Raw genomic sequence first — 25,034 nt, forward strand, 5'->3', positions numbered from 1 at the left:
AGTGTTGCCAAGAGTGAATAAAATGACTCATCTTTTTTACACAATTATACGGACTTAATCCTCTATTGTACCGCTAGTGATAAAAAATCATGCTCAAAGGCAAATAGAACCGCTCAATTGGACCGCTAGTGTTGAAAAATCAAGTTCAAGGTCAAATAGAACCGCTCAATTGGACCGCTAGTGTTGAAAAATCAAGTTCAAGGTCCAATAGAACCGCTCAATTGGACCGATAGTGATGAAAAATCAAGTTCAAGGGCAACTAGAACCGCGCAATTGGACCACTAATGATGAAAAATTATGTTCAAAGTCAAATACAACCGCTCTATTGGACTGCTAGCTCTTTAAGTCTCCTAAATAAATTTAATAGCTCCATCCCAATTTCAATTTATTTAGTTATATCAAGTATCATTTCTATTTCATGTATCATTTTAGTAAAAGAAACAAAAGGTAAATCACTTACTTTTAAGAAAGAACAGTAAATATTTTCGTCAGCCATAGATATTCGTTTCAGTAAGGCTGATGCCAATCGGCAAATACCATAGCTTCATAAAAGTTGATATAAAAGTCCTTGAAAAATATATCAGTAATTATGAAGTAACAATACTTGTTTGTTATCATTAAAGCAGCCTTTCTTTTGGAGAGGCGCTTTTTTGTTTATAATGTGGAAGCAGCCCTGTGAAAAATGAAATTTAGTTAGGTATTGTCTTTTGTGATTTTTTACCAGAGTGAAGATATATCTGAATTCTCAAATACAAGTCATCTACTTTTATGCACCACTTGTGAAACAAAACATAAAACGAACAATCTACTAATTGTAAAGAGTGGTGGAAAATAAAATGAAGAGAAAAATAATATTAAATTTAGCAGTAAGTATTGATGGATATATAGCATCAGAAGATGGTGGATTTGACTGGATAGTTGGAGATGGTGATGAGAAACTAGATACTCAAAACAAATGGGACTATACTGAGTTTTTAAGTAATATTGATGTAGTGGTAATGGGCAGAAAATGTTATGATCAAAATTTTCATAATGATTTTAAGGATAAGAAAGTTTATGTAGCAACTTCAAAAGATTTAAAAGACCATGACAATATTCATTTTGTAACTGGTGACATATGCAAAGTAATAGAGGATGAAAGACTAAACGAGGGTAAAGACATATTTCCTATTTGGTGGGGGCGGCCTAGTCGATAATTTTATTAAAGCTGACATTGTTGATGAATATGTGATTGGCATAATTCCCACTATATTAGGAAAAGGAAGACCTTTATTCTTAGGAAATAATCCTAAAATAGATTTACATTTACAGGAATATGTTGCAGATAAGGGTATTATGGTATTAAGATATTCAAAAAGATAACTGTATTAAAAATGTTATTGAAATTAATATCATAAAAATAATAATAATTTTTTGAGACTATACGGAAAATGTATGTTTTGTATATTGAGAAAAGATCAGCCTTTTTGAAATTAATTACAAATTTATTGCGGAAGAAATCACTTTGATTGATCTTTTTTATCAAAATGATTTCTTTTAATTTGTCTTAAAATAAAGGCTTATGTAATATTCCAAAGCTACAATTGGCCATTCAAAGAAAATCCCAACAGCCAGGATGAGTGAAAAAAAAGCGTTAATCACCTTGGTATTCAAAAATTGCAATCCATTGAGGAGCTTAAAAAAGAATAATTCATCCCTAGATGTCACTTGGATTTGATATTTTGGAGGTATCACTTGGTAGAAATGTTGAGAGAAAATAATTACAAAAGAAAAGGAGAATTTTAAAATGACAACTTCAGAAAAAAATTTAAGGACATGCAACAAAGGACACAAGTATTATAAAAGTAGTGATTGTCCAACATGTCCGATTTGTGAGCAAGAACGCAAACCTGATCATGGATTTCTTTCACTACTATCGGCACCAGCAAGACGAGCATTGGAACACAATGGAATAAAATCTTTGCATCAGCTATCAACATATAGTGAAAAAGAGATTTTGCAATTTCACGGGATGGGGCCAGCTTCTTTACCTAAACTTAGGTCTGCTTTAAAGGAAAATGGGTTATCATTCAGAATCTAAACACCATGAATTAATACACTTACAGAAAAAGTGTGCTTATGATTACGTGAGTATGATTATATTTGAATATTTGTGTAAGTGATTTGGGGGTTAAGGAAATGGTGAATCTCGGAAAAATCATTCAAATCTTCACGCCAGATGATTCACCGACAAGTGTAAATCCTGCCTTTTAACCAAAAAAATAATCCTCCATGAGTAATGGCTCAGGTGGATTTTCCTGCCTAAATAGGCGATTCTTTTGTGTTAATCGTCTATTGCTGAATCGGACATGTTAGCAGCATGTCCGGTTTTTTTTATTTATGTTGTACTTTTTCTTTTTATAACTGATAATTGAGAAAAAGTTCAATTTCTTTATTATCGAGCATGGAGGAAAAAAGATGTCCTACAATCTAAAAGAAAATTTCAAACTGTTTACCCTAAATTCGAATCGACAGTTAGCCGAAGAGATGGCAAAGCTTTTAGGCTGTGAACTTGGGAAAAGCTCAGTTACACAATTCAGTGACGGAGAGATTCAAATTCGTATTGAAGAGAGCGTCCGAGGAAGTGAGGTTTTTTTAGTTCAATCGACTTCAGAGCCAACGAATGAACATATAATGGAGCTCCTCATTATGATTGATGCCTTAAAACGAGCTTCTGCTAAAATGATCAATGTTGTGATGCCTTACTATAGTTATGCTCGTCAAGATCGAAAAGCGCGGTCTCGGGAGCCGATTACAGCGAGACTCATTGCCAATCTTTTAGAGAGGGCTGGAGCAACAAGGATCCTGACAATCGACTTTCATTCCCCACAAGTACAAGGCTTTTTTGACATACCTGTGGACCATCTAACCGGGATTCCAATCCTCGCAGACTATTTTAAGAAAACAGAAATAGAGGATCTTGTCATTGTAGCACCGCATAATGGGGGAGTTGTTAGGGCAAGAAAGATGGCTAATTTACTGAATGTACCACTTGCCCTCATTGATCGCCGGCGTCCGGAACATGATGAAACTGAAATTATGCACATCATTGGGAATACTGAGGGGAAAAACGCTATTATTATTGATGATCTAATCGACACAGCCGGAACCATTACAACTGGTGCTAAAGCTTTAATGGAGAATGGGGCAAAAGCGGTATACGCCTGCTGCACCCACGCTGTTTTATCGGCTCGTGCTTTGGATCGAATCAAGTCTTCACCTATTAGAGAATTAGTGATAACGAATACAATTAAGGTCCCTGAAGAAAAAAGAATAGATACAATTACATTATTATCAGTTGCCCCATTACTTGTAGAAGCTATTGATCGCATTCACAATGAAAAAGCTGTGAGTCCATTATTTGAATAACGAAAATTAATGTAGATTACACCTATGATTTTGCAGATGATGAGGGTGTATTCACTTGCGGGAAACCTGCTTAAGCATTTGAAGAATGAATTACAGAAATTACAAAAGAATGTATTGATAAGGATGATTATGCCGTTTTTGTAATAGATGCCCATAGAAGGAAACCCATTTCATCCAGAAACGAACTTGTTTCCGCCCTATAATTTAGTGATACAAAAGGATAAAATAGGATATGCATTTATTTATCTGTAAAAACTGGCGAACAAAACCAAGGCTGTTCGCCAATTTTTACGAATTTCCAAAATAAATTAGTAATTTAAGATATTGACTATTGAGGTTTGTCTTCTAGCACTTTGTACAATGTGGGATGCATCCCCTTATTATATTTCGCAACTGAAATTACCATTCTATTGAAGAACTCGTAATACGTTTAATCCCCCTTAAAGCTGCTACTTCTTCTATTAGTCTTTGCATGGCAAGGTTTTTCTGTTTGGCTTCTATCATGATGTCAAAGTCCTGATTTAGCTCTTTTGCCATTTTCAGAAAGGGGAGTACAAAATGTAAGGAGACAAAATCGGCGTGTGAACGATAGGCTTGGTCCGATTTTGGTGAAGATAGGTGAACTTTAGGTACAGTATTAATAGTTTTCCATGTGTTAAATATTCGTTGTAAATAGAGTTCGAGATCGACCTGTCCTTTATTTGCCATGAAGTGATGATAATCGAGAATCATTGGGATGTTTTCCTTTTCACAAGTATTGAGTGTTTCTTGGACATCGTATGTTTTATCATCATTTTCCAGTGTCATTTGCTTCTTTATTTCCTCTGGTAATTTTTTTAGATTCTGATGGAATCGATTTAACGTCTTATTTTTATCGCCATAGCTTCCGCCAATATGAATATTTATTAAACCAGTTTTGAGAGCATTCATAGTATCCAGCATTTTATAATGATATTCCATATCCTTCACTGCATTTATGGTCACTTCGTCTCTTGGACTCGTGAAAAGGGTATATTGGGATGGATGAAAGCTTACTCGAAGTCTAAACTGATTTACTATATGTCCTAATTCTCCCCATTCTTTTTTAAATGGCGTGATAAAATCCCACATTACTTCCGGATGCGTTGCTAATGGAACGATTGCGCTTGAAAACCGATATAGCTCGATTTCGTGCGCAATATTATAATATAGAATTCTTTTTGTGTGATATAAATTTTGTGCAGTAATGGATTTAAGTTTTTCCAATCGTTCGTTTTTGGGTAATGCTGAATATCGTGCAAAAGTTAAAGTCTTTGAAGGGCTTGCATCCCATAATCCTACTGCATTTGCGACATAGCCGAAACGTATCTTCATCTTTTTTCCTTTAATATTGAGTATTTTGTAGAAAATCTATCAAATTCTTTATAATTACTATCATTATCATTAACAAAAAAATTTATGATATACAGAAAATTTCTGTTTTATTTCCATTTTAAAAGTATAAAAACATTCCTAATTAATCCAACCCTAGCCTAATATATGTAAAATCATTACGCCTTTTGTAGTATAATAGAAGAAAACCTCAGATTGTGGAGTGGTACAATTGGCTTTTACAATTCCTGAAACGATTCGTTCGACTGCGACGGCAGGTGAGAGGCTGCTTTTCCGAACGTTGAAGAGCTATTTGCCGGATGATTATATTGTGTATTATAGGTGGGTATATTAGAGTTAGCTAACGGTAGTTAAAAAAAGAACTCTTTAATTTACATCAGGGGTAAAATTATGAAGAAATATAGGTTGAAAAGTGAATTTAAAGGCAACAAAAAAGGAACTGGATTTTATGTTGTAGCAGAATCGGAGTTTATCGGTGTAAAAGAATTTGTATTAAGAACCCAAGATTTAAAACACAGGATCGTCATTACAGAAGATGAACTGAATAAGAATTTTATTTTAATAAAATAGTTCTGTTTTTTCGTCCTTTTGTTTTACTTTTTTTCATATTGAAGTCTTGATCAACATAGACAACATGTTTTTCATTAAATTGTCTTTGTGATGTCAAACCTGCAGTAGCAAGAAAACAATTCTAAGTTCGGCTCGATTCTGTGTGAGCTAATTCTGTTATTAAGATTCCATAGCAGAATCCCCAATAATCTTACTGACAAAATATTAATTCCTCCTGTTTCATCTCAGTGAAAAAAATGTATTAACGAAAATAGGTATAATTAACTGGTAATAAACTTTGTTCTAGAAAAGCCTACCGAATATAGTGCTGTTGATTTTGACGGAATGATCGGAAGATGAAATTCGGAAATGATAGGAACAGGGAGTTGAATATATTTTCATAATTTGTACTAACTACCTATTTCCCTCATATACTTTAAATAATTTGCTATAAGGGGGGATTAATATGGAATTTCATCAAGTGTATGACCCTATGGGGAATGCGTTTCTCTCAACTTTTTTGGCAGCCATTCCAATACTGACCTTGTTGTATTTTCTTGCTTTTCATCCTCATAGGGATAAGTTGGGTAAAACTCATTATGGTATTGCAGCGCCAAAGGCTGCGCTTATTGCTGGGGTAGTCACTATTATTACGGCCATTTGGCTTGTTGGTATGCCTGTTTCTAGTACGTTAGCTGCTTTTGGTTATGGTTCTTTCTTCGGCATGATGCCGATCGGCTGGATTGTTGTTGCAGCCATGTTTTTGTATACGATTACATTGGTTACTGGTCAATTTGAAATTGTAAAATCAACCGTTGTTTCGTTATCTTCTGACAGACGTATCCAAACACTTCTTATTGCTTTTTCCTTTGGCGCTTTTATCGAAGGTGCTGCGGGGTTTGGTACTCCAGTCGCGATCGCTGGAGCATTGATGGTCGGTCTTGGATTTCGACCAATGGCGGCAGCTGTGCTCTGTTTGATTGCTAATACGGCACCTGTTGCCTTTGGGGCAGTCGGGACGCCAATCATTACATTGGCTAATGTCACTGGACTTCCGGAGCTAGCTTTATCAGCAATGGCAGGGCGTCAACTTCCGTTTTTCTCCATTCTAGTGCCCTTTTGGCTTGTCGCGACGATGGTGTTCATGCATAAAGGAAAATGGAAACAGGTCATGGAAATCTGGCCGGCTATTTTGGTTACTGGTGCCACATTCGCATTAGCACAGTTTTATGTTTCCAACTTTATTGGTCCGATGTTAGTTGATATTTTGGCAGGAATTATTTCTATTATTGCCCTAATTTTACTTCTTAAAGTATGGCAACCAAAGAATAAATTCTATCTGCCTGGTGAAGAGGAATCAATGAAGTCCCTGGAGCAGCAGAAATCAAAGTATACAACAAGACAAGTAGTAAAGGCTTGGACGCCGTGGGCCTTTTTAACTCTTTTTGTTTTCATGTGGGGTCTGCCTCAATGGAAAGCCATTTTAAACTCATTAACCCTTTTTGGCATTAAATCATTATATGCGATTCCTGTTCCCTTTTTGGACCAGTTAGTTTTCCGTAGTCCACCTCTTGCAAAGGAGTTAGTACCCGAAGCAGCTATTTATTCCTTTAATTGGCTTTCAGCAGCAGGGACCGGAGTGTTTTTTGCCGCATTATTAAGCGGCTTGTTCCTAAAAATGAGCAAAGACCAATGGAAGCTTTCGTTCATACGAACTGCCCAAAGAATGAAAACGCCATTAATTACAATTGCTTTAGTACTAGGCTTAGGATATACAACGCGATATTCCGGATTGGATGCCATCCTTGGTCTTGCTTTTACCAAAACTGGGGTATTCTACCCATTCTTTGCAGCAATGATCGGCTGGCTTGGGGTCTTCTTAACAGGTAGTGATACATCATCCAATGCCCTTTTCGGGAGTATGCAGAAAATTACTGCAGGGCAGTTGGGCCTAGATCCGGTGCTTATTGCTGCATCGAACTCAACTGGGGGAGTCATGGGGAAAATGATTGATGCCCAAAGTATTGTCGTTGCGACTGCCGCATGTTATGAAAATCGTGTTGAAGGGGCTAATGCTGTCGGTCCAATATTCCGAGCGGTCATCTTCCATAGTATTGCCTTAGCCGCCTTGATGGGAATTTTAGTCATGTTGCAGGCATATGTCTTCCCGTGGATGATTCCAGCGTATACACTATTAATATTATAAAAAAATCTAGTAATATATTATGAGGGCAATGTCCCTTTAAAGCAAAAAGGTATAATACCTCATAAACTGAGGGGATTATACCTTTTTTGCTATATAAATTGAGGAAAACGATTTAAATTGTTCGAAAAAAGTAAATGATAAATGCTTAAGATTTAGTTAAAGCTGTAAACCTGCACTTCGGATAATTACTGCAGCCTTTAAATGTTCCATGTTTACCTTTTCTATCTACCAGTAAGTTTCCGCACCTAGGACATTCATTATTCTTTGCTTTTTGTCTCTTTCCCTTGAGTTGATCTTTGACTTGGGAAACGTGCTGCTTTGCCCTTTGTTTCTGTTCTTTCCTATCAGTCACTTCTAAGGTGGCTAGCTTTCTCTGTATCTGGATGATTTTAAAAGGATTTATATCATTTTCCTCTTTGTAGTTTTGTATGGTAGAGATAAGGTGCTTTCTATTGATTACAGATGCTTTATTAAAAGAATCTGTAAACTTTAGAGTAGCCTCATTACTAAATACAATTATGGACTGAAGCGAAATTTGTTCAGTAAGTTCTTCTCCTAAAAAATGCTTCAAGGCCTTGATATGCCCGTAGTTTTGCCAAATCGGATTATACAATCTTTCCTGCCGTTTATAAATGACTTGTTTCCAATACTGACTGTTTTCTTTTCCAATAATCCAACCGGTATAGTTTTTCGTTTCGATGACAAAGATTCCTTTAGGGGAAAGAACAAGATGATCAATTTGTGAAGTTTTCCCATTCTCAGTAGGAATATATAGATCATTTAATATGGTATATGTAGCTGGATCTAAAGCACTAAGCGTTTTAATAACCTGTTTTTCTCCCGCGAGTCCTTTCAAACTGGCAAAGTTCAACCTAAACCACACTAATAGACTAACCATTAACAATACTAAAAATATTGAAAGCAAAGTTTTCCCTTCTTTCATCTAATATTGAATAAATTAGGAAAGTGAAATATAGGGATATTATACCAGAAGAAATCGAATAATTTAGTTAATAGTAGTAAAAAAGTTATATTTTGTTAAAATTAATAAATGAGGGAATATTAGAAGTGGAATTTTAAAAGATCGAAGTGTTGGTAACAAATCTAATAATAAAGATGTTAATTGAAAAACTTGAAATAATGGACTATTAGTATCTACTAAGTATAAAAATCGGGTATCAAATAATTTCCATTTGTGGAGGAAACCATGAAAAAGGCAATTTATGTAGTTGGAGCAGTGATCATTCAAAACGATAAAATCTTATGTGCTCAAAGAGGTCAATCGAAAGTATTACCCCTTAAATGGGAATTTCCAGGTGGGAAAATAGAACAAGGAGAAACACCCCAAGAAGCACTACGACGAGAAATTAATGAAGAATTGCATTGTAAAATTGATATTGGTGAGCAAATTGATTATACATATCAACAGATGAAGCAGCAATTCTACTGGAAATTACAGAAGCTCGTCACAAAGTTGGTTCGACTATTTTTTGTTCACAGATCGATCCTAATGGGTGGCATATAAAACTAGGAAATGAAACTATTGCGGAGGCTATTTTAGACCGCATTATTCATGACTCCTACCAGATTCTACTAGACGGAGATGTTTCTATGCGTGAGCGTCACGGGTTAGGGAGTTAATTATAATATGACCACATTGACAAGAAAGGAAATTCGGAAAGTTGAAGAATACTATTATTGGATAGGTTACAAAAGCTGGTATCCTTTTCCCGAGGAACTAAAAGAAAAGCTTATGAGTGTTTATGGGGTGGAGCCTTTTCCCCATATCTGGACTGAGCAAGATATTTATGAAGGATCTAGAAAATTAATCTTCAATTATTTCAGTAACAAATCTATGTAATTATAAAAATTAAAAGTCCTACAAGATTGATAAAATCTTAATCTGTAGGACTTTTTTTACATTGGTAAACATATTGGCGTAGCTTGGTAAACCCCTTGTCAAACAGTGGTAAAAAACATGGCAAGGGTGGTAAAATCTAATGGCCGTAATCACCATTAAAAGTAACTACTCATAAGGACTATAATTGGATTAAAAATTTAATTATCTAATACTTTGAACTTAATATGACTGGATTAAGATGAAATTCATAATCTTAAAGTAGAAAAATCAATTCAAAATCGGAATTAATTTGGATATTAGTTGTAACCAATTCCATTAAATTTTCTCTTAAAGACCATTAGAATTCATCATGCCCGAAGATATAATGATTTAAAAAATCGAAGGAAAACATGATGAAACTATACGAAGTAATGGAAGAATTAAACACAGGAAAAACAATTGGTGAGTTAGCAACCAATTTGGGTATTCGAGAAAGTGATTTAGAAAGAAAATTAAGAAATGCGGCTATAGTGTTTGATGAAGATAAAAAGGTTTGGGTATATATGGGGGGTTCAGCAGAAAAATCGTTAAGTAGAAATGTAAATAAGAAAATTCGTACTTTAGAGGCCGATAAACCTTATGTTAATTATGAAAAAGATCAGGAACCGAAGGAAACCGTCGTTATCGAAAAAGATTATGAATACAAATTGTACAAAGATTATTTAAATGTTGATCCTTCATTCTTAATGGAGAAAAAGACATTCTTCTTATCGAATTGAGATATACAAAACAATAAAACGTGAAAGTACAAAAAAATCACTTAAAATTAATGTATTGTTAAATATATTGCTCTTAAAAGGATTGGAACATTATAATATAGACTTTGTTGATAATAATGAAAAAGAAGATATGAGTGACTAAAAAGGAAGAAGATTTTTGATTTCTAAGTGTTTGAAAAAGTAAGATGATGCTTTTGCAGACCCATTTGGGTTTTTCATAAGTTTAGTAGACTTTTAAATTTTAGGGGAAAATTTAATAAAATGGGTTAAAAAGAGTTAATGTGTTAGATAGAATAATAATAGATGATAAATTTTATTTACTTTTTCTTTCACAAAATAATTTAATAGAAGGACCTTTTGGTCGAATAATCAGTGAAAAATCATCGGTAGGATGTGTGACGAAAATAAACGTGACATTCTTATCGATGTTTTTTTTTATAAAGAATCTAGATGGAGGGAAACTAATGAATCAAATGGAAATGTATTATGTAGTAAGAAGAACAAATGAGAAGAACGAACAATTTACAGTGATAAATGCAATATCACTGGATGAAGCAAATGCAATCTTTGAAATTCGCCATAAAGCCGATATGGAAGCAATGAAAGAAGGAGAGGCATATTTTATCTTTGAAGCTGATGAAGCTCTGAAGTTTGATGAATATAATCAGGCGGTATTCCCATCCGGCAGAATGGCTATCATTCATAAAATATGTTAATAATGAAAATGACTCTTGATAGTTATTCTATCAGGAGTCATTTTTATTTATTTCGATTTACAATAATTTAAATTTAAAATATTTAGTTATTGGATTTTGTTTACAATTATCAAATATTAGATTATGTTATAAGTGTGATAGATTTACTAGTAGTATTTGGGTACTATGTATTATTTTGTTACATTATTAATGGAGGTGTCAAGCATGTATGCTGGCTTTAATTTGAATATAAATGATGAGTTAGTTCATTATAAATCAATTGGAAATACGATATACAATACTCAAAAGCAAACAGTTAAAGATGGGATAAGTAAATTTATCCTTGATGATGGTACTATAAACGGAACTGACATGCAAAACAGCTGGTTTCCACAAATTCAGGCGGATATTTTTATTTCTCACTCTCATAACGATAAAGAAAAAGCAATTGCACTGGCTGGCTGGTTAAAACATACGTTTGACTTAGATGTCTTTATTGATTCTTCGGTATGGGGAAGTGCGGATGAACTTTTAAAAAAAATAGATGATCAATATTGTAAAAATAATGATAGTTCAACATATAGCTATGAAAAACGAAACTTTTCTACAAGTCATGTTCACACTATGTTATCTACAGCGTTGATGATGATGATTGATCAAACAGAGTGCCTGCTTTTTTTAAACACCCCAGAATCTATTAATACTTCTTCTGTAGTTAATAATACAAAATCTCCGTGGATTTATTATGAAATTGGCGTTTCAAAGTTTGTTAGAAAGCGTGAACCGAATAGACCAAAGGGCATGATTAAAAAAGGAATATTTGAAAATGCTCAAGACCTTACTATCCAGTATAAATTAGATATAGACCATCTATACGATTTAAACCAAGCTAACCTTCTTGATTGGCAGAGACTATTCGCACAACATAAGGGAAACCATCCGTTAGATTTACTGTATGGTATGAAAAGGCTACTGCTAGAATATTCAGTGTCTTAATGTGAAGGGTTCTTTCTAGAACCCCTTTGGTGATATTGGGAGTATAGGAGATTAAAAGATGAGATTTTATAAGAAGGTAAAGGTCCGCTTTTTTGACAGGACTTTATTAAAAGATTGGTTAGCAGTTCTATCGCCAATAAGTGTTATCATAACATGTATTTCAATAGCGATAAGTATTCCTGATAACTACAAATCATGGGTTTTTATCTCAATCCTCGTTCTTTTCGCCTTGATTTACGTAATCCTATGGGTTAGAGCAAATTTATTAACTGAAACGAAACTAAACATAAATAATTCTACCGTAACGATTAAAGTGGGAGACATTTTTGAGGAGTCTGGATTAAAAGTAATAGCTTTTAATGAATACTTTGATACACAAGTTGATAATCAAATTATCTCTGATAAAACTTTAAATGGCATCTATCTAAGACGTAAGGTAAAAGATATACAGGCTTTGGATCGATTAATAGAACAAGATGAACGTTTAAATTCAGATGGAATTAAAATAGACAGTAATAAAACTAGAAGACGAGGAAAGAAGGATAGATATAAGTTAGGTACTATTTTTCAACATGAGGAATACTTACTAACCGCTTTTTCAAAGTTTGATAATGAAAATAGAGCTAACTTGCATATGAATGATTATATAAACCTTTTATTAAACTTTTGGAATGAAATAGATATTGTTTATAATGGTAGATCCATTGTTATCCCGCTATTAGGGTCAGGATTAACAAGGTTTAAAAATTATGAAATGATTACAGATCAAGAGCTTTTAGAATTGTTAATTTGGTCTTTCAAAGTAAGCAAAATAAAATTCACTTATCCGTCTACAGTATCCATTATCATTCATGAATCTAAAAAGGATAAGATTAATTTCTATAAATTAAAGGAGCAAGCAAATGGCTTATAGAAATGGAACTTATGTTGCATTTGACGGAAATGGAACAACAAATCCAACTAAAGGTGATATGAAATATTTCGGACTTTTACGAAGTTGGAATACTTCTAGTAAAACGGATTTCACTTTCAGTGATAGTCACAAAAAGACATTCCAAGTTAAGGATACTAGTTTAAAAAGAACGTTGCAGGCAAGACTTTTAGAACGAATGAGAAATTCTAAAAACATGTTATTAATAATATCAGAAGACACAAACTGGGATCGTGGAATGTTGAATTTTGAGATTGAAAAAGCTATTGATTTTTATAAAATTCCAATCATTGTTGCGTATACAGGGTATGAATACATTTTGAATCCTCAAGCTCTATCTCAAAAGTGGCCAAAAGCACTTCATGAAAGAATAATAAATCGAACAGCAAAAAGCATTCATATTCCTTTTAAACAAAAATGCATTGCATCTGCTATTTCTCAGTTCAGTGTAAATAATAAAGTGGATCAATTAACTTCACCACTTGATTATTATAGTGAGGAAGCCTATAAGCAATGGGGTTATATTTATTGAAGTCCCCTTAATTCATAAAAGTTTATAAAATCATTGCTGCGGAGTCTCGCTTATGAGTTCTGCAGCTTTTTATTTTAAATCAAACTAATTACTAAGGAAAAAGCATAAATTTCGGTACATATTGTAATTCAGAATTATATATTTTTCTTTTTTTAGGGGTTATTAAACTATATAAGACATTTTGTGTTGTTCCTTTTGACTAAAGGATTGGTTATAAAGGGGAAAGTGTATTAAATTTTTGGTGAATGTGAATTGCAAAAGAAAAGGAGCGATAACAATTGCAAATACCATACCTTGTTGAAATGGACTATAAAGAGTTAATAAAAGAAATAATTGAAAAAAGCTACAATATACTTTTAGCACAGATTTCCAAAGGAAGAATTATCATTGATAATGAAGCATCGTTTCAACTACAGTTTTCTTATATTTTAAAAGTCATAGGTGAATTGCATCAATTTTCTCCTGATGATTTATTTTCCATAAGATTAGAAACTCCTTTCTTATCGGAAGTTGAGCTGGCTAAGAGTAAGTCAAAAAGGGCAAAAATCGATATAACTGTAACAATGGAGAATCGTTTACAAAAAGAGACCAAAGTATCTTGTACGATAGAGTTAAAATACTTTCAATGGGCAAATCATCGAGAACCCAATAATCGCTACGACGCTTTTAATGATCTTCTAAATCTAGAGGAATATGTTTACTCCAATCAATATAATTTTGGGGTTTTTATTATAGGTACCGATCACTTACATTATGTAAATCAAGATAACTACTCTGAGAATACTAGGGACTTTGATATGAGAGATGGCAAGACCTATAAGGCTGGTTCGTTACTAGAATATAAAACTATGAACCCCTATGGTCCCGCAATACAATTAAAGAATGACTATGTATTTAGTTGGGAAAACATAAATCAAAAATACTTTTTAAAGCTACTAATTGAACAGTGAACATCAAAAATTTTAGGAACAAAAATTCGTTGAATAAATTATCTGCTTTATGTTAGGGGAATTCAAATGATAGCTGATATACGAGGGAAAATCAGTCGTTTAGGTTCAAATTTAACGGAACGGTTAGAGGATAATTTGACTGGAAATGTGTTTGGTGTATTAAGATACATGCCCTTTTCTCCAATAATGGGTGAAATACTTGTTAATGCGGTGTATCCAAAATCTATTGGTGAAGATATTCGAGATATCCAATATGGATTTTGGGCTGACAAGGTGCAATTTTGGCCCTATGATCGTGAAGGGGAAATAGATGCACTGATTGAATTTGAAAATATGATTATAGGGATTGAAGTGAAATATACAAGTGGACTATCCTCTGATGATGATATTTCAAATAACGAAGATGTCGAATTCAAGAATAAAGAAGAGATGAAGAAAAGTATCAATCAAATTGCTAGAGAATCTCGCATTATTTCACAAAAAGGGAACAACAAAAAGAAGGTTCTTCTTTTTGTTGCTGATCGCGAATCTTGCAAAGAAGTTTATACGGATATTCTAAAACGAAACATTATAGAGAGTGAAGTAGCATTTGGGTACATCTCTTGGCAAGACTTTTTACTTCAGTTAAAAAAGTTAAAGGTAACAGATCCATATCACCAAGTTATTATTAATGATGTAATTGCACTGCTTACGCGAAAAGGGTTTGAAGACTTTACTAATATGAATATTGAGGTTCCACAGCCAATCAATGTTGAACAGTATTTCCAATTTAATATAAAGAGTAAATTAAAAATTAGTTTTCAAACAGATATATCAATTAAGGGGGGATTATATTATGAGTTCAGCTGAAAATATACGCAATGCTTTCCATGTCGTTTATAAATCATATGAAAATATTCAAAAGTTAATAGATTACTGTAAAACAATCGGTCTGGAAAAGAGTAATTACATTAGTATGGTGGATAAATTTTTACGTTATAAATCAGATAATAATCTATCAGGATGGTTTATTCACAATTTTATAATGTTATTTCAAGATAAAAATGATGCTGAGTTAGACAATGGCTGGCGAAATGGACCAATTTATGTAATGGAGATTGAACTGTATAATCCGGAATCCGAATTTGAAAATATAGTAGATCTTCCTTGTATTCGTCTTTCAAAATTTGAATATGATAATTTAGAAAAATGGGAGTCAGGTTGCTCTCCATCTAATCATTGGAGATTTTATTATCCACTTCGCAGAAATGACATTATGAATATTCAAGAAAATGGGGACTATTTACACATCACTACCAGAGATCAGGAAGCGAGTAATCGTCATTATTGGGGTGTGAAGAAAATAACTAGTAAACGTATTCCACTTATTGAGATCACCGCAGATAATGTTGTAGAAAAGGTATTTGGAACGTTTGATAATTTATAAAATTTGGATAGAATTATCGGTGCTGCTAAAATGGAGTTCAATCATAAGAAGTTACGATTTGGGGAATTGAAGATTAAATTTTAAAAATATATTATCATTGTCAATTTACCTGAGACCGAGACGTTATTGTAAATGGCAAAAGAAACAATTGATGGATTAAAAAGAGGAAGACTAATTCGGAGGATATATGGATAAAAATCGGTATGTTTTTAACTATTATAGTCAAAAGGAAAATAATATTACGAAGGCGTTTCTAAATGTTTTAGAACATTCCGTACCGAAATTGACAGAAAAGTTTATAAGAACCTTACTGCATTTTGATACTAACACGTTTGAATTTAAATATAAATACCAAGTAGTAAGTGGTGAATATAACCTTCATAATAAAGAAGCGAAAAATTTCATTATAGGAATATCAGATACTGAAGAAATTAAAACTATAGAAGAAAATGCCTTATCTAGTGTCCCCGATGGAGGTATTTTTCCAAAAGGAAAAGGCGATTTTAACATAATAATCGAATCTAAAGTAGGGAAAAATTCTTTTTTAACTGAAGGACAGTTGCAGAGACATATAAATTTAGTAAGACACTCAGAAGACATAAATCTAGAATTTTTACTTTGGGATCATATAAGAGAATTTTTTAAAATGTTTAAAGAGACTACTACCGATAGATTAACCATATTTTTAATAGACCATTTTGAAAATCTTTGTATTACTAATGATATAGGTACTAATACTGTTGATAACGATTATTGGTTTTATCAATTTGGTGACTTAGAATATATTGCTAGACAACTAGATCATACTATTATGAATGAAATAAATTATAAAGTATATTATCAGAATACTAGAAACAATGGCATAGGTTATCACCAACATTATAATCGTAGTAAAGAGGGATTTGCAAAACTTCATGTTGGTGGCGATGTCAAATGCCTAATATTAAGATATGGTAGTGGTAAAGATGATTTTGGTATTAAGCTACAGGAAAGAGTTTATAAAGCATACAATTTAAAAGACAGGAGAAACAAATCAAACAGTATTGCCCAACCAAATGAGTTATGGATGCATTTTGATTGGATTGCCCATAATCAAATTGAGTATAGAAAATTGATAGAACTAATTGAGCTGTCTTATGAGAGAAAATATAAGATAAAATAATAACCCGGAATTAAACATGTTATTTGTTAGAGACAAACGCAATTTAAGTGATGGAAGTTATTTGTCATTAAGATGTTACAACATAAATCTTATGGGCTGTAAGTTATAATAACGCCCTAATTCGATTTCAAATTATTAGATAATGGAGGGGAATTTATTGGCTTGGGAACCCGATTGGAATGAAGAAAATATTGGATATCCGAAACCAGAAGAATTTGAAAATATGACTCAAGAAGAATTTGAAGAACATTGCGAATTACTGGACCTTGCCCCTACGCAATATGAATATGCTCGTCTAGACGCTTTGTCTAATAATTTTAACTACATAAGTACAGTTTTAGAGAAGATAGATATGGAAGGTTGGCCAACAGTTGCGGTAGACAGGGATTTAGAGTTAGGTTGGTTAGAATGGGGTAAACCATTAAAGATGCAGAGGAAAGATTATGAAACTCTATATAAAAGCTGTACTCATTGGTCAAACATGTGTGAAAGTCCAATTGAGTGTATGCTATACGATGAAGTAAAGAAAATTGACCTAAATCCGGAAATTAATTTAACTCTAGGGGATTTGCTTTTTAAATGCAAAAGAGATATTGCAGGAAGGTTTACTGAAGGTGCAGGGGAGCGTTATGATCAGATTTACATGATTATGGATGGAAACCACCTAGTTCCTATTCTAATTGTAGAGTGTGATGGGGAAGCAAATCACACGAAAGTGGAAGATATAAAGAAGGATGCAATGAAAGAACATAACCTTTGCAGTCACTTTCCACACGTGCCTGTTCTTCGATTCACGGGTACAGAAATTAAAAGTTCTGGAAAAAAGTGTGCCTCTTTAATTAAGAGTACTTTTGAATTTCTTTGTTCAATATATCCACAATTAAAAGCCAATCCTGACATGGTTAAACAAATTAGGGATAATGCAGTACAAAGATTGGTTAAAATAATATAATGCATTTTTTTAGGAATCCATTGTTGAACTACTGTGTTAGAATGATATTTTCTTCACTTACTGTGGTGAAGCATGGCTGCATGAATAGCTATAGTGTGCGTTTAGTTCAATAAATATTAGGCTATTTAGAATTCTATGTAACTTGAAATCAATCACTTGCATTCAAGGTTTTGCTTTTCTAATGCCTCGGATCAAATTGCAAAATTTTTTAAGGCATTTTTTCTTCTATGGTTTGTTACATAAAGACTTCACGCATGTTGTGTGTAGAAACAAAAGAAGCAGGTTAAAGTAATCACCTGCAAATTATTTTACACGAATTTTACACATAGCTATTGCCAAACCTTATCAAATCAATACTTTAAAGGATAAATCGACCCCGGCCACCGGTATCAGAAAGCTTATAAAGAAAGGCTTCAACAGAAATGTTGAAGTCTTTTTTGTGTTTTTTCAACACGACATAAATAATCGAAAATCGTGTGCGGTGAATCGTGTGCGTAGGAGGCTGTTTATGAAAGACGTGGAGAACTAACGGAGGATGAATTAAGAATTATTAAGAAGAAAATTTCTGATGATGAAGCTTTTGAAAAGTTTTATAAGGACTGCTATCTAAGAAATTTACGACCTGCTACCATCAATTACTATAAAAATGTATTTCATGCAGCAAGACTAAAGATTAATAAGCAGTTAGTAGATTGTGAACAGAAAGATATTGAAGATTTAATTTTGCAGAGTAAAGAATTAATGAAGATTACAACGATTAATACTCGTTTACGCGTATTTCGAGCGTTTTACAACTTCCTATTGATAGAAAGGGGATGGTGATATGCAAAGAAATGAAAAGTTAAACTATTTAATGTTACTAAGAAATGATATTGGCGAAGAACAATTTAAGTTTGCAGCAGCAAACAATTCTTGCTAAAGAATATTCAGAGTTGCTTCAATGGAGTAGCATCAAGAGAAGTAGAATGAATGTGTTAGATCGTATTAATCTAATGTTAAGAAGCATGGGGTGTGACGAGGTAAGCTATGGTTTTATTCGTCAATTCATCTAAGACTTAGTTGATGATGAATGAAGTTATTGTTGAAGTAGTAAGTTTTTGTTGAAGTAGATGAAGGTGAAGTGAGAGTGGTGGTGAGTGGGTTTGTCTCGGACTGTCTCGTCTTCGTCCGGGTTTCGCCCTACCTTTTTTGAAAAAAAGCAAACGAGCTTAGAAATAACGTGGGAGGATACACTTTTAGTGGCGGTACCAAAACTCCAAATGAGAGTTGAAATCCTGCAAAAGAATCTATAAAAGAATAAAATATTTTGTTTTTTCTTTTAATCTATGTATACAGAATTTACCTTATGCTAGAATAAGGGTAAAAAGTAGGGAAGAACATTGTCGGAAATTAGAATTGAAAGTTTTCCAGCCCAAGAAGGTGACTGCTTTTTGGTGAGTATAGGAAAGGAAAAAAATAAAACCCATATACTAATTGATGGAGGATATTCCGAGACTTACCATGATTATCTTAAATCAAGGCTCGAAGAACTGAATAAAGTTGGGGAATATTTAAATTTAGTGGTTGTTACTCATATAGATTCAGACCATATAGAAGGGATAATTGAATTATTAACTGAAAATAAATCAGCCGAAAGTCCCCAAGTTATTAGAATAGATGAAATTTGGCACAACAGTTATAGACATCTCAATTTTGAAAAGAATCAGACTGTATTAAACCCAGATGAAAAATCAATACTTTTTGATATGATAAATAGAGGTAAAATAAGCCATCGAGATAATAAGGCTGACCAGCAAAATCAAAGTAAGGAAATAAGTGCAAGAGATGGTTCTACTCTAGCAGGATTAATATATCATGGAAAATATAATTGGAATAGTTCGATGGGTTCTTCAGCAATCAAATGTAATACACCCGATATTATAAGTTTAACTCCTGACATAAAAGTTCGAATTCTCTCGCCAAGTTTGGAGAGTTTAAATAAGTTAAAAAAGATGTGGGTTAAGGAACTAAAGAAAGACAAATACGATTTTAAGTTAAATGATGATGGACTATTTGATGATGCTTATGAATTTTTTTTATTGAATAAAGATATTTATGAAGATATTGAAGAGGATAAAGACGTCTCACACAAAAATCAGAACCTCAAATTAGAGTCTCTTTTAAAGATAAAAACAAAAAAAGACACATCAGTGGCCAATGGGTCCTCAATTTCTTTTATAGTCGAATATAAAAATAAAAAGTTACTATTCCTAGCAGATTCCCACCCTCAAGATATATATAAGGAAATCGAGAGGTTAAAAAAAGAGTGTAAATATAATACTTACTTTGATTTTATTAAGGTTTCCCATCACGGGAGTAATAGAAACACTAGTCCTGAATTACTTACTCTGATTGATTCACCTATTTATTTTTTTTCAACAAATGGCCAGAAACACAATCATCCTCATCCTGAAACAATTGCCAGGATTATTTCCAGAAGTGGACAGAAAAGGTGCCTAATGTTCAACTACCCTTTGGAGAGTGAGCTATTTATTGATGATTTAAAGAAAGAATATTCTTTTGAGGTTGATTTTGGTAATGGCGAAACATTTAAAGCAATAGACTTATAGAGGTGTAACAAATAATGGCTAATTTTGTAAGGTTAGAAAAGGCAGTATGTAAATTAACATGTGGGGAAATAAAAGATTGTGAAAAAGCAACCGCTTTTCTTATCTCGCCTAATAAGGCAATAACAGCAAGACATGCTATTGAAGATTACTACGATGAAAATAAACAAATTTTTCTTGAATTTTGTAACATTACTAGTAAACCCATTTTCCGAAAAGCGAAGCCTCTTGATATACCTCCAAATATAAATAGTCCTATTGTTATTCTGGAGCTTGACGAATGCGTAGAAACCGATGTTTATTTATCCTTTTGTGACTACGAGATAGAAAAAGATGATAGATATGAAACATTTGGCTATCCGGTTGTTAAATGGCAAATGGGTCAATGGATAAACAGTGAAGTTTCTAGACGGGTTACCCAACAAATGGCAAGACCATTTGATTGGGATATAGATCTAAACCATTCATCAAATATAAAAGATTTTGGAGGTTTATCCGGAGCCCCTTTATTTATAAAAAAACAGTTAGTAGGAGTTTTACTTACAGAATCTAAAGCTGGGGGAAAGGCTATATCTTTAGGTTGTATTAGTATTGAAAGGCTAAAAGACGTTTTACAACATTTCGATATTCCAATTAAGGAGTTTAGTCATGACTTCATAATGGATGAAATATATGAGTTGGACGATGATAGTAACTTTTCTGAGTCAATTTTTATAGCTAAGTTGGAATCGGCTCAAATCTTTGATCACGAAGATTATCAACAAGAATTTTTCAATGCTGAGATTGCAAAGACTTCAATAGAAAGTAGAAACATATCTACTGAAGTAAAAAGTTTTTCTATGTTGCAGAATAATATTAAAAGTATTTGGCGAACTCAACATCTATCCTATAATGATGATTTTGATGGAAGAGAATTGTTAACGAAAGTCTATACAAGAGTTGAAGACTTAAATGAAGGTACACTTAAAAGTACTCCCGAATTACCCCTTTTGGTAAAAAAAGGGATCCTCCATCAACTTTCGGATGAATGTAAAGTTGGATGGACTAAAAACTATAAAGATAGGTTGAAAAGCTATCTAGAAGAGAGGGAGCGTATAGATGGGTGAGTTGAATTTAGTTAATAGGGATTTAATATTAAATTCAACTAGAATATTAATATTAATTTCAAAATTTGAAACAAAAAAAACATTTAAATTAAATTTATATAAAATTATGCTTTACGATTTTTATATGAAATTCCCTCAAACAATGCTATCTAAAGAAGTAAGAAATAATAACTCAAAAGATTTTAATGAGTTTTATTCCTATTTTCATTGGCAGCCAGATAGAGATGAATATAATTTATATCTTCGTTATTTAATTGGTAAAAAGTTAATTGATAAAATTATCATTGGTACTGACTTATGTTACCGAATTAATGAAAAAGGTATTAATGTATTAAAAAGGTTAGAAAGTAGTTATTCTTATGAATTAAAGAGTATTGCAGATTATATAAAGAAAGAAATTTCAAAATTAAGTGATTCAATAATAGAAAGTCAGATTGTTAATGAATCGTTAAAAAGTAATAAGGATGATTACTGATGAGTAAAAGAATATTTTTGGAAAAACTTATACTAATAGGATTTAGGAAAAACTATGAAATAGAATTTAAAAGGGGTTTAAATTTTATTTCTGGGCCTATGTCAACTGGGAAATCATCAATTGCTGAAATGATTAATTATGCTTTTGGAAGTGAGAAACATAATGCCTATATTGAGATAAGGAACAGCTGTAAGGAAGTAGAGTTACAATTTGTTATTGGGGATCGTAAATTTAAAATAGTTAGGCCATTATTTGATTTTAATAGACCTGTTAAATTATTTAGATGGATAGAAGAAAAAAGTTCTTTCAGTGAAGATTTTGAGCTTTTGCCAATAGATAGCCCAGCAAATGAAGCTTCACTATCAGCTTTCTTGTTAAATGAAATTGGTCTTGCTGATATTACAGTTGCAAATCAAACTTTCAGTTATAGAGACTTGTTCAAGTATTGTTATGTAAGACAATCAACTATAGACTCTGAAAATTTATTGAAGGAAAAGGACTGGGGTTCAAGCATAAAGAGACGCCCTACATTTGAAATAATATTTAATATTTATAATGATTTGTTAGGTAATCTTAGACAAAAGTTAAAAGAAAAGGGTCAGTATATTAATATTCTAGTTAAAAAAAGAGATGGTGTTTATGAATTTTTAAAAGAGATAAAAATATCGGATGTAGATGAAATCTTAAAGGAAAAGGAAAGGCTTAACCAACTTCTAGGTGAAAAGAATAAAAAATTAGTTGAGATAAAAGCTTCAGGAAAGTACGATGATGAACTTACTTTAAGTTTAGAAGAAGGAATAGCAAAACTTAAGGAAAAAATTATCAACTATGAATTGGAAATACAAGATAAAATTAAATATATAGAAAAACTAATATTACTTAGAAATCAATACTCGAGTGAAGTTCAAAAAATTGAATTTATCTTAGAAGGTGCTCTGGTACTGAATAAAATTGACTTTGAGATTTGCCCTTCGTGTCTTAATGCAATCGAAGAAAAAAAAGGTTGCAACTTATGTGGTAGTGAACTAAGGGATCTTTCGGAATCAGAGATTAGGATATATAAAAGTGAACTTTTTAGAATAAAGAGAAAATTTAATGCTTTAACTAGTTTTATTGAATCACAGGAATTCTCCTTAAGTGATCTAAAAAAGATTAGAAGGGAAAAGAATGAAGAATTACATAGAAAGCAAAGAGAACTCGACAGATTAAGGAATAACTATATTAGTCCATTTATTGAACAAATTGAACAAATAAATTTTGAAATCGGTAATATTTACAAAAGCTTGGAACAATTAGAGAATGATTTAAAAGTAAAAAGTCATTTTTCTAAACTAAACGAAAAAATATTAGAGGAAGAGAATTTATTCGATGGATTAAAAAAGGAAATTGAAAACTTACAACTTGAAACTATCACTAAAGACGAAGTTATCAAAGATCTGTCTGTTTTATTAAGTAACATTCTAAAGGAGTTCAATTTTCCAAAATTAAGTGAAGCCTATATTAAAGATTCTAACTATTTACCTTATGTTCGTGGTGTGAAGTATGATGAGTTAGGTAGTGGTGGAGCAATTACAATGACAACAATGGCTTACTTTCTTTCTATTGCCTTATTAAAGACAAATAGCAAAAATCATCCTGGATTTTTAATTATTGACTCCCCAAGAAAGAATCTTGGTGCAGATGCTAAGAATAATGATGAATTTAAAGATGAGGAAATATTTAATTCAATAATTAAGTATTTTATTTCAATAACAAATAATTCTACTAATAGTGGTGGTAAAGATAAAGAAGAAGACGTAGTAGAAATAATTAATGATTTGCAGTTGATCGTTATAAACAATGGTTATCCAGATTTCTTAAATCAAAACGACCTCATTAAAATATTTGATGGAAAAGGAACAAAGGATCTTCCTTATGGATTAATAGATGATATTGAAAATCCATAAAATGCTCTTTAAAGTTTGGAATATAATAAAATATCAATTTTATTTCACAAAAAATCACCTCGATTTAGGAATCGAGGTGATTTTTATTATTCTGTATTGCGACGAGTAATAGGAATATATTACTGGCATAAGTTAATTTTCTCTGAGAGCCCCTCAGAAACATAGCTTTTCCTCATTATGTTTATTCCCAGTCTTCTTCTACTCTCGGAAGATTTTGATTGTTGTAAAATTCATAAAACATCTCCGTCAAGAATTTATGCCTTTCATCATTAGACATCCATTTATCAAGATTTTTCACGATCTCCATCATTTCTTCGGCAGTATGCTTTTGTTCATGAAGCTGCTCTTCCTTCGCTTCCATTTCTTTATTGATATGATTTAAGTACATATCATGTAATCCAATTTTTCTAGATAGAAATTGAAGGTCCTTTTTTATATTCAAAATTTCTTGTTCTAAGATTTCCTCAGCAGTTTGCATTTTAAAAACTCCTTTCTTTTGTCTTCTTTAAAAATATTTTACCACACCTTTTTACAAATGATTTAGAGCAGATACAAAGAATAAAGAGGTGATTATGGTGCTACCAAATAAAAAACAATTAGTTCAACATTTATCTGATAAAATGACCAATCAAGATATAGCTAAGATTTATGGGACTACTTTTCAGAAAATAATTCAACTTATAAAAAAATATCATATAAACCCAAATGAACTTAGAAAAGTAAACAACTATATTGTATATGAGCATTGGAATAAAGGTGAAGTTGTTTATGTCGGAAGTGGAGTCTGGTATCGTTGCAGAAGATATACAAATAGAAGAAACTCTGAACATAGAAGATTGATGCAAGAAGGGAAGATCCTTTATAAAATTTTGGCTGAGTTTGAAATTGAGGAAGAAGCAAGACAATATGAAGCTAACTTGATAAAAAATATAAACAAATAGGTCAAGCAAAATTCAATAAACAAACTAGTTAATGCTTGACGATAATACAAACCAAAGGCATAATTGTCAGTAATCGTGTTAATCGGAAAAATAAAAAAATTCATCAACTGTTGTTGTTCCTAACATAATAAGCAGATAGGATATTTTTGGGACTCAAAATCGT

The 25,034-nt window shown here is 32.4% G+C and carries 27 protein-coding genes and 1 pseudogene; 25 read left to right on the plus strand and 3 right to left on the minus strand.

Annotation, left to right across the window (positions count from 1 at the left end):
- The first annotated feature begins 836 nt into the window (after positions 1-836).
- From BGM26_RS04470 to BGM26_RS04480, 4 genes are all read left to right on the plus strand, one after another.
- Entirely contained in the window at positions 837-1,196 is a 360-nt protein-coding gene (locus BGM26_RS04470; RefSeq protein WP_254119010.1) for a dihydrofolate reductase family protein, read from the plus strand.
- A gap of 31 nt (positions 1,197-1,227) precedes the next feature.
- Complete coding sequence (locus BGM26_RS21385) at positions 1,228-1,362, plus strand: dihydrofolate reductase family protein (protein WP_367949267.1); 135 nt, start codon at positions 1,228-1,230, stop codon at positions 1,360-1,362.
- A 424-nt stretch (positions 1,363-1,786) separates the two neighbouring features.
- Complete coding sequence (locus BGM26_RS04475; protein ID WP_217038518.1) at positions 1,787-2,080, plus strand: RNA polymerase alpha subunit C-terminal domain-containing protein; 294 nt, start codon at positions 1,787-1,789, stop codon at positions 2,078-2,080.
- Positions 2,081-2,457: 377 nt separating this feature from the next.
- Positions 2,458-3,408: a ribose-phosphate diphosphokinase gene (locus BGM26_RS04480; RefSeq protein WP_217038519.1), complete on the plus strand. Its 951-nt coding sequence runs from the start codon at positions 2,458-2,460 to the stop codon at positions 3,406-3,408.
- Positions 3,409-3,807: 399 nt separating this feature from the next.
- On the opposite strand, the gene uvsE is transcribed toward BGM26_RS04480, so the two are convergent.
- Positions 3,808-4,761 carry a UV DNA damage repair endonuclease UvsE gene (gene uvsE, locus BGM26_RS04485; protein ID WP_217038520.1) on the minus strand — a complete coding sequence of 318 codons (954 nt, stop codon included), beginning with the start codon at positions 4,759-4,761 and terminating at the stop codon, positions 3,808-3,810.
- A 229-nt stretch (positions 4,762-4,990) separates the two neighbouring features.
- Here uvsE and BGM26_RS21635 point away from each other — a divergent pair, with 229 nt between their 5' ends.
- The 3 genes from BGM26_RS21635 to BGM26_RS04495 all read left to right on the plus strand — a co-directional run bounded on the left by BGM26_RS21635 (position 4,991) and on the right by BGM26_RS04495 (position 7,534).
- A complete protein-coding gene (locus tag BGM26_RS21635; protein WP_302053251.1) occupies positions 4,991-5,113 on the plus strand; it encodes a hypothetical protein in 123 nt (40 codons plus the stop codon).
- 56 nt (positions 5,114-5,169) lie between these two features.
- Positions 5,170-5,349 (plus strand): hypothetical protein, encoded by a 180-nt coding sequence (locus tag BGM26_RS04490; protein WP_217038521.1) that lies wholly within the window; start codon positions 5,170-5,172, stop codon positions 5,347-5,349.
- Positions 5,350-5,794: 445 nt separating this feature from the next.
- The gene (locus BGM26_RS04495; RefSeq protein ID WP_217038522.1) at positions 5,795-7,534 is read left to right on the plus strand and encodes an L-lactate permease; all 1,740 of its coding nucleotides are present in this window, start codon (positions 5,795-5,797) and stop codon (positions 7,532-7,534) included.
- 145 nt (positions 7,535-7,679) lie between these two features.
- Here the strand turns inward: BGM26_RS04495 and BGM26_RS04500 are convergent, their stop codons facing one another.
- Positions 7,680-8,459, minus strand: coding sequence for an NERD domain-containing protein (locus BGM26_RS04500; protein ID WP_217038523.1), 780 nt, complete (start codon positions 8,457-8,459; stop codon positions 7,680-7,682).
- 282 nt (positions 8,460-8,741) lie between these two features.
- Here BGM26_RS04500 and BGM26_RS04505 point away from each other — a divergent pair, with 282 nt between their 5' ends.
- The 17 genes and pseudogenes from BGM26_RS04505 (at position 8,742) to BGM26_RS04580 (ending at position 23,930) form a co-directional block, all read left to right on the plus strand.
- On the plus strand, positions 8,742-9,059 hold the full coding sequence (locus BGM26_RS04505) for a (deoxy)nucleoside triphosphate pyrophosphohydrolase (protein WP_217038524.1): 318 nt from the start codon (positions 8,742-8,744) through the stop codon (positions 9,057-9,059).
- Positions 8,954-9,175, plus strand: a pseudogene (locus tag BGM26_RS21390) (ATP-binding protein); the annotation flags it as partial. The gene BGM26_RS04505 and the pseudogene BGM26_RS21390, both read left to right, overlap by 106 nt.
- A 7-nt stretch (positions 9,176-9,182) precedes the next feature.
- Positions 9,183-9,395, plus strand: coding sequence for a hypothetical protein (locus tag BGM26_RS04510; RefSeq protein WP_217038525.1), 213 nt, complete (start codon positions 9,183-9,185; stop codon positions 9,393-9,395).
- A gap of 392 nt (positions 9,396-9,787) precedes the next feature.
- Positions 9,788-10,153, plus strand: coding sequence for a hypothetical protein (locus BGM26_RS04515; protein ID WP_254119012.1), 366 nt, complete (start codon positions 9,788-9,790; stop codon positions 10,151-10,153).
- Positions 10,154-10,617: 464 nt separating this feature from the next.
- Positions 10,618-10,869: a hypothetical protein gene (locus tag BGM26_RS04520; RefSeq protein ID WP_254119014.1), complete on the plus strand. Its 252-nt coding sequence runs from the start codon at positions 10,618-10,620 to the stop codon at positions 10,867-10,869.
- Between the two features lie 204 nt (positions 10,870-11,073).
- On the plus strand, positions 11,074-11,844 hold the full coding sequence (locus tag BGM26_RS04525) for a toll/interleukin-1 receptor domain-containing protein (RefSeq protein ID WP_217038526.1): 771 nt from the start codon (positions 11,074-11,076) through the stop codon (positions 11,842-11,844).
- Between the two features lie 58 nt (positions 11,845-11,902).
- Positions 11,903-12,757, plus strand: coding sequence for a macro domain-containing protein (locus tag BGM26_RS04530; RefSeq protein WP_217038527.1), 855 nt, complete (start codon positions 11,903-11,905; stop codon positions 12,755-12,757).
- Complete coding sequence (locus tag BGM26_RS04535; protein WP_217038528.1) at positions 12,747-13,307, plus strand: TIR domain-containing protein; 561 nt, start codon at positions 12,747-12,749, stop codon at positions 13,305-13,307. Before BGM26_RS04530 ends, BGM26_RS04535 begins: the two co-directional genes overlap by 11 nt.
- 278 nt (positions 13,308-13,585) lie before the next feature.
- Positions 13,586-14,257: a hypothetical protein gene (locus BGM26_RS04540; protein ID WP_217038529.1), complete on the plus strand. Its 672-nt coding sequence runs from the start codon at positions 13,586-13,588 to the stop codon at positions 14,255-14,257.
- A 66-nt stretch (positions 14,258-14,323) separates the two neighbouring features.
- Positions 14,324-15,106 carry a hypothetical protein gene (locus tag BGM26_RS04545; protein ID WP_217038530.1) on the plus strand — a complete coding sequence of 261 codons (783 nt, stop codon included), beginning with the start codon at positions 14,324-14,326 and terminating at the stop codon, positions 15,104-15,106.
- Positions 15,093-15,683, plus strand: coding sequence for a hypothetical protein (locus BGM26_RS04550; protein ID WP_217038531.1), 591 nt, complete (start codon positions 15,093-15,095; stop codon positions 15,681-15,683). Before BGM26_RS04545 ends, BGM26_RS04550 begins: the two co-directional genes overlap by 14 nt.
- 187 nt (positions 15,684-15,870) lie before the next feature.
- On the plus strand, positions 15,871-16,845 hold the full coding sequence (locus tag BGM26_RS04555) for a hypothetical protein (RefSeq protein WP_217038532.1): 975 nt from the start codon (positions 15,871-15,873) through the stop codon (positions 16,843-16,845).
- Positions 16,846-17,002: 157 nt separating this feature from the next.
- Positions 17,003-17,797 carry a hypothetical protein gene (locus BGM26_RS04560; protein WP_217038533.1) on the plus strand — a complete coding sequence of 265 codons (795 nt, stop codon included), beginning with the start codon at positions 17,003-17,005 and terminating at the stop codon, positions 17,795-17,797.
- Between the two features lie 1,379 nt (positions 17,798-19,176).
- Positions 19,177-20,406: an AVAST type 1 anti-phage system MBL fold metallo-hydrolase Avs1a gene (gene avs1a, locus BGM26_RS04565; protein WP_217038534.1), complete on the plus strand. Its 1,230-nt coding sequence runs from the start codon at positions 19,177-19,179 to the stop codon at positions 20,404-20,406.
- A 14-nt stretch (positions 20,407-20,420) separates the two neighbouring features.
- Positions 20,421-21,509 (plus strand): hypothetical protein, encoded by a 1,089-nt coding sequence (locus tag BGM26_RS04570; protein ID WP_217038535.1) that lies wholly within the window; start codon positions 20,421-20,423, stop codon positions 21,507-21,509.
- Positions 21,502-21,984: an ABC-three component system middle component 2 gene (locus BGM26_RS04575; RefSeq protein ID WP_217038536.1), complete on the plus strand. Its 483-nt coding sequence runs from the start codon at positions 21,502-21,504 to the stop codon at positions 21,982-21,984. Before BGM26_RS04570 ends, BGM26_RS04575 begins: the two co-directional genes overlap by 8 nt.
- Positions 21,984-23,930: an AAA family ATPase gene (locus BGM26_RS04580; protein ID WP_217038537.1), complete on the plus strand. Its 1,947-nt coding sequence runs from the start codon at positions 21,984-21,986 to the stop codon at positions 23,928-23,930. Before BGM26_RS04575 ends, BGM26_RS04580 begins: the two co-directional genes overlap by 1 nt.
- 181 nt (positions 23,931-24,111) lie before the next feature.
- On the opposite strand, the gene BGM26_RS04585 is transcribed toward BGM26_RS04580, so the two are convergent.
- Positions 24,112-24,408: a hypothetical protein gene (locus BGM26_RS04585; protein ID WP_217038538.1), complete on the minus strand. Its 297-nt coding sequence runs from the start codon at positions 24,406-24,408 to the stop codon at positions 24,112-24,114.
- Between the two features lie 94 nt (positions 24,409-24,502).
- On the opposite strand from BGM26_RS04585, the gene BGM26_RS04590 reads away from it, so the two are divergent.
- Positions 24,503-24,871: a hypothetical protein gene (locus tag BGM26_RS04590; protein WP_254119016.1), complete on the plus strand. Its 369-nt coding sequence runs from the start codon at positions 24,503-24,505 to the stop codon at positions 24,869-24,871.
- Positions 24,872-25,034: the final 163 nt, after the last annotated feature.

It is taken from the genome of Bacillus sp. FJAT-29790, from assembly GCF_019039215.1.
In the GTDB taxonomy this organism is placed as follows: domain Bacteria; phylum Bacillota; class Bacilli; order Bacillales; family Cytobacillaceae; genus Cytobacillus.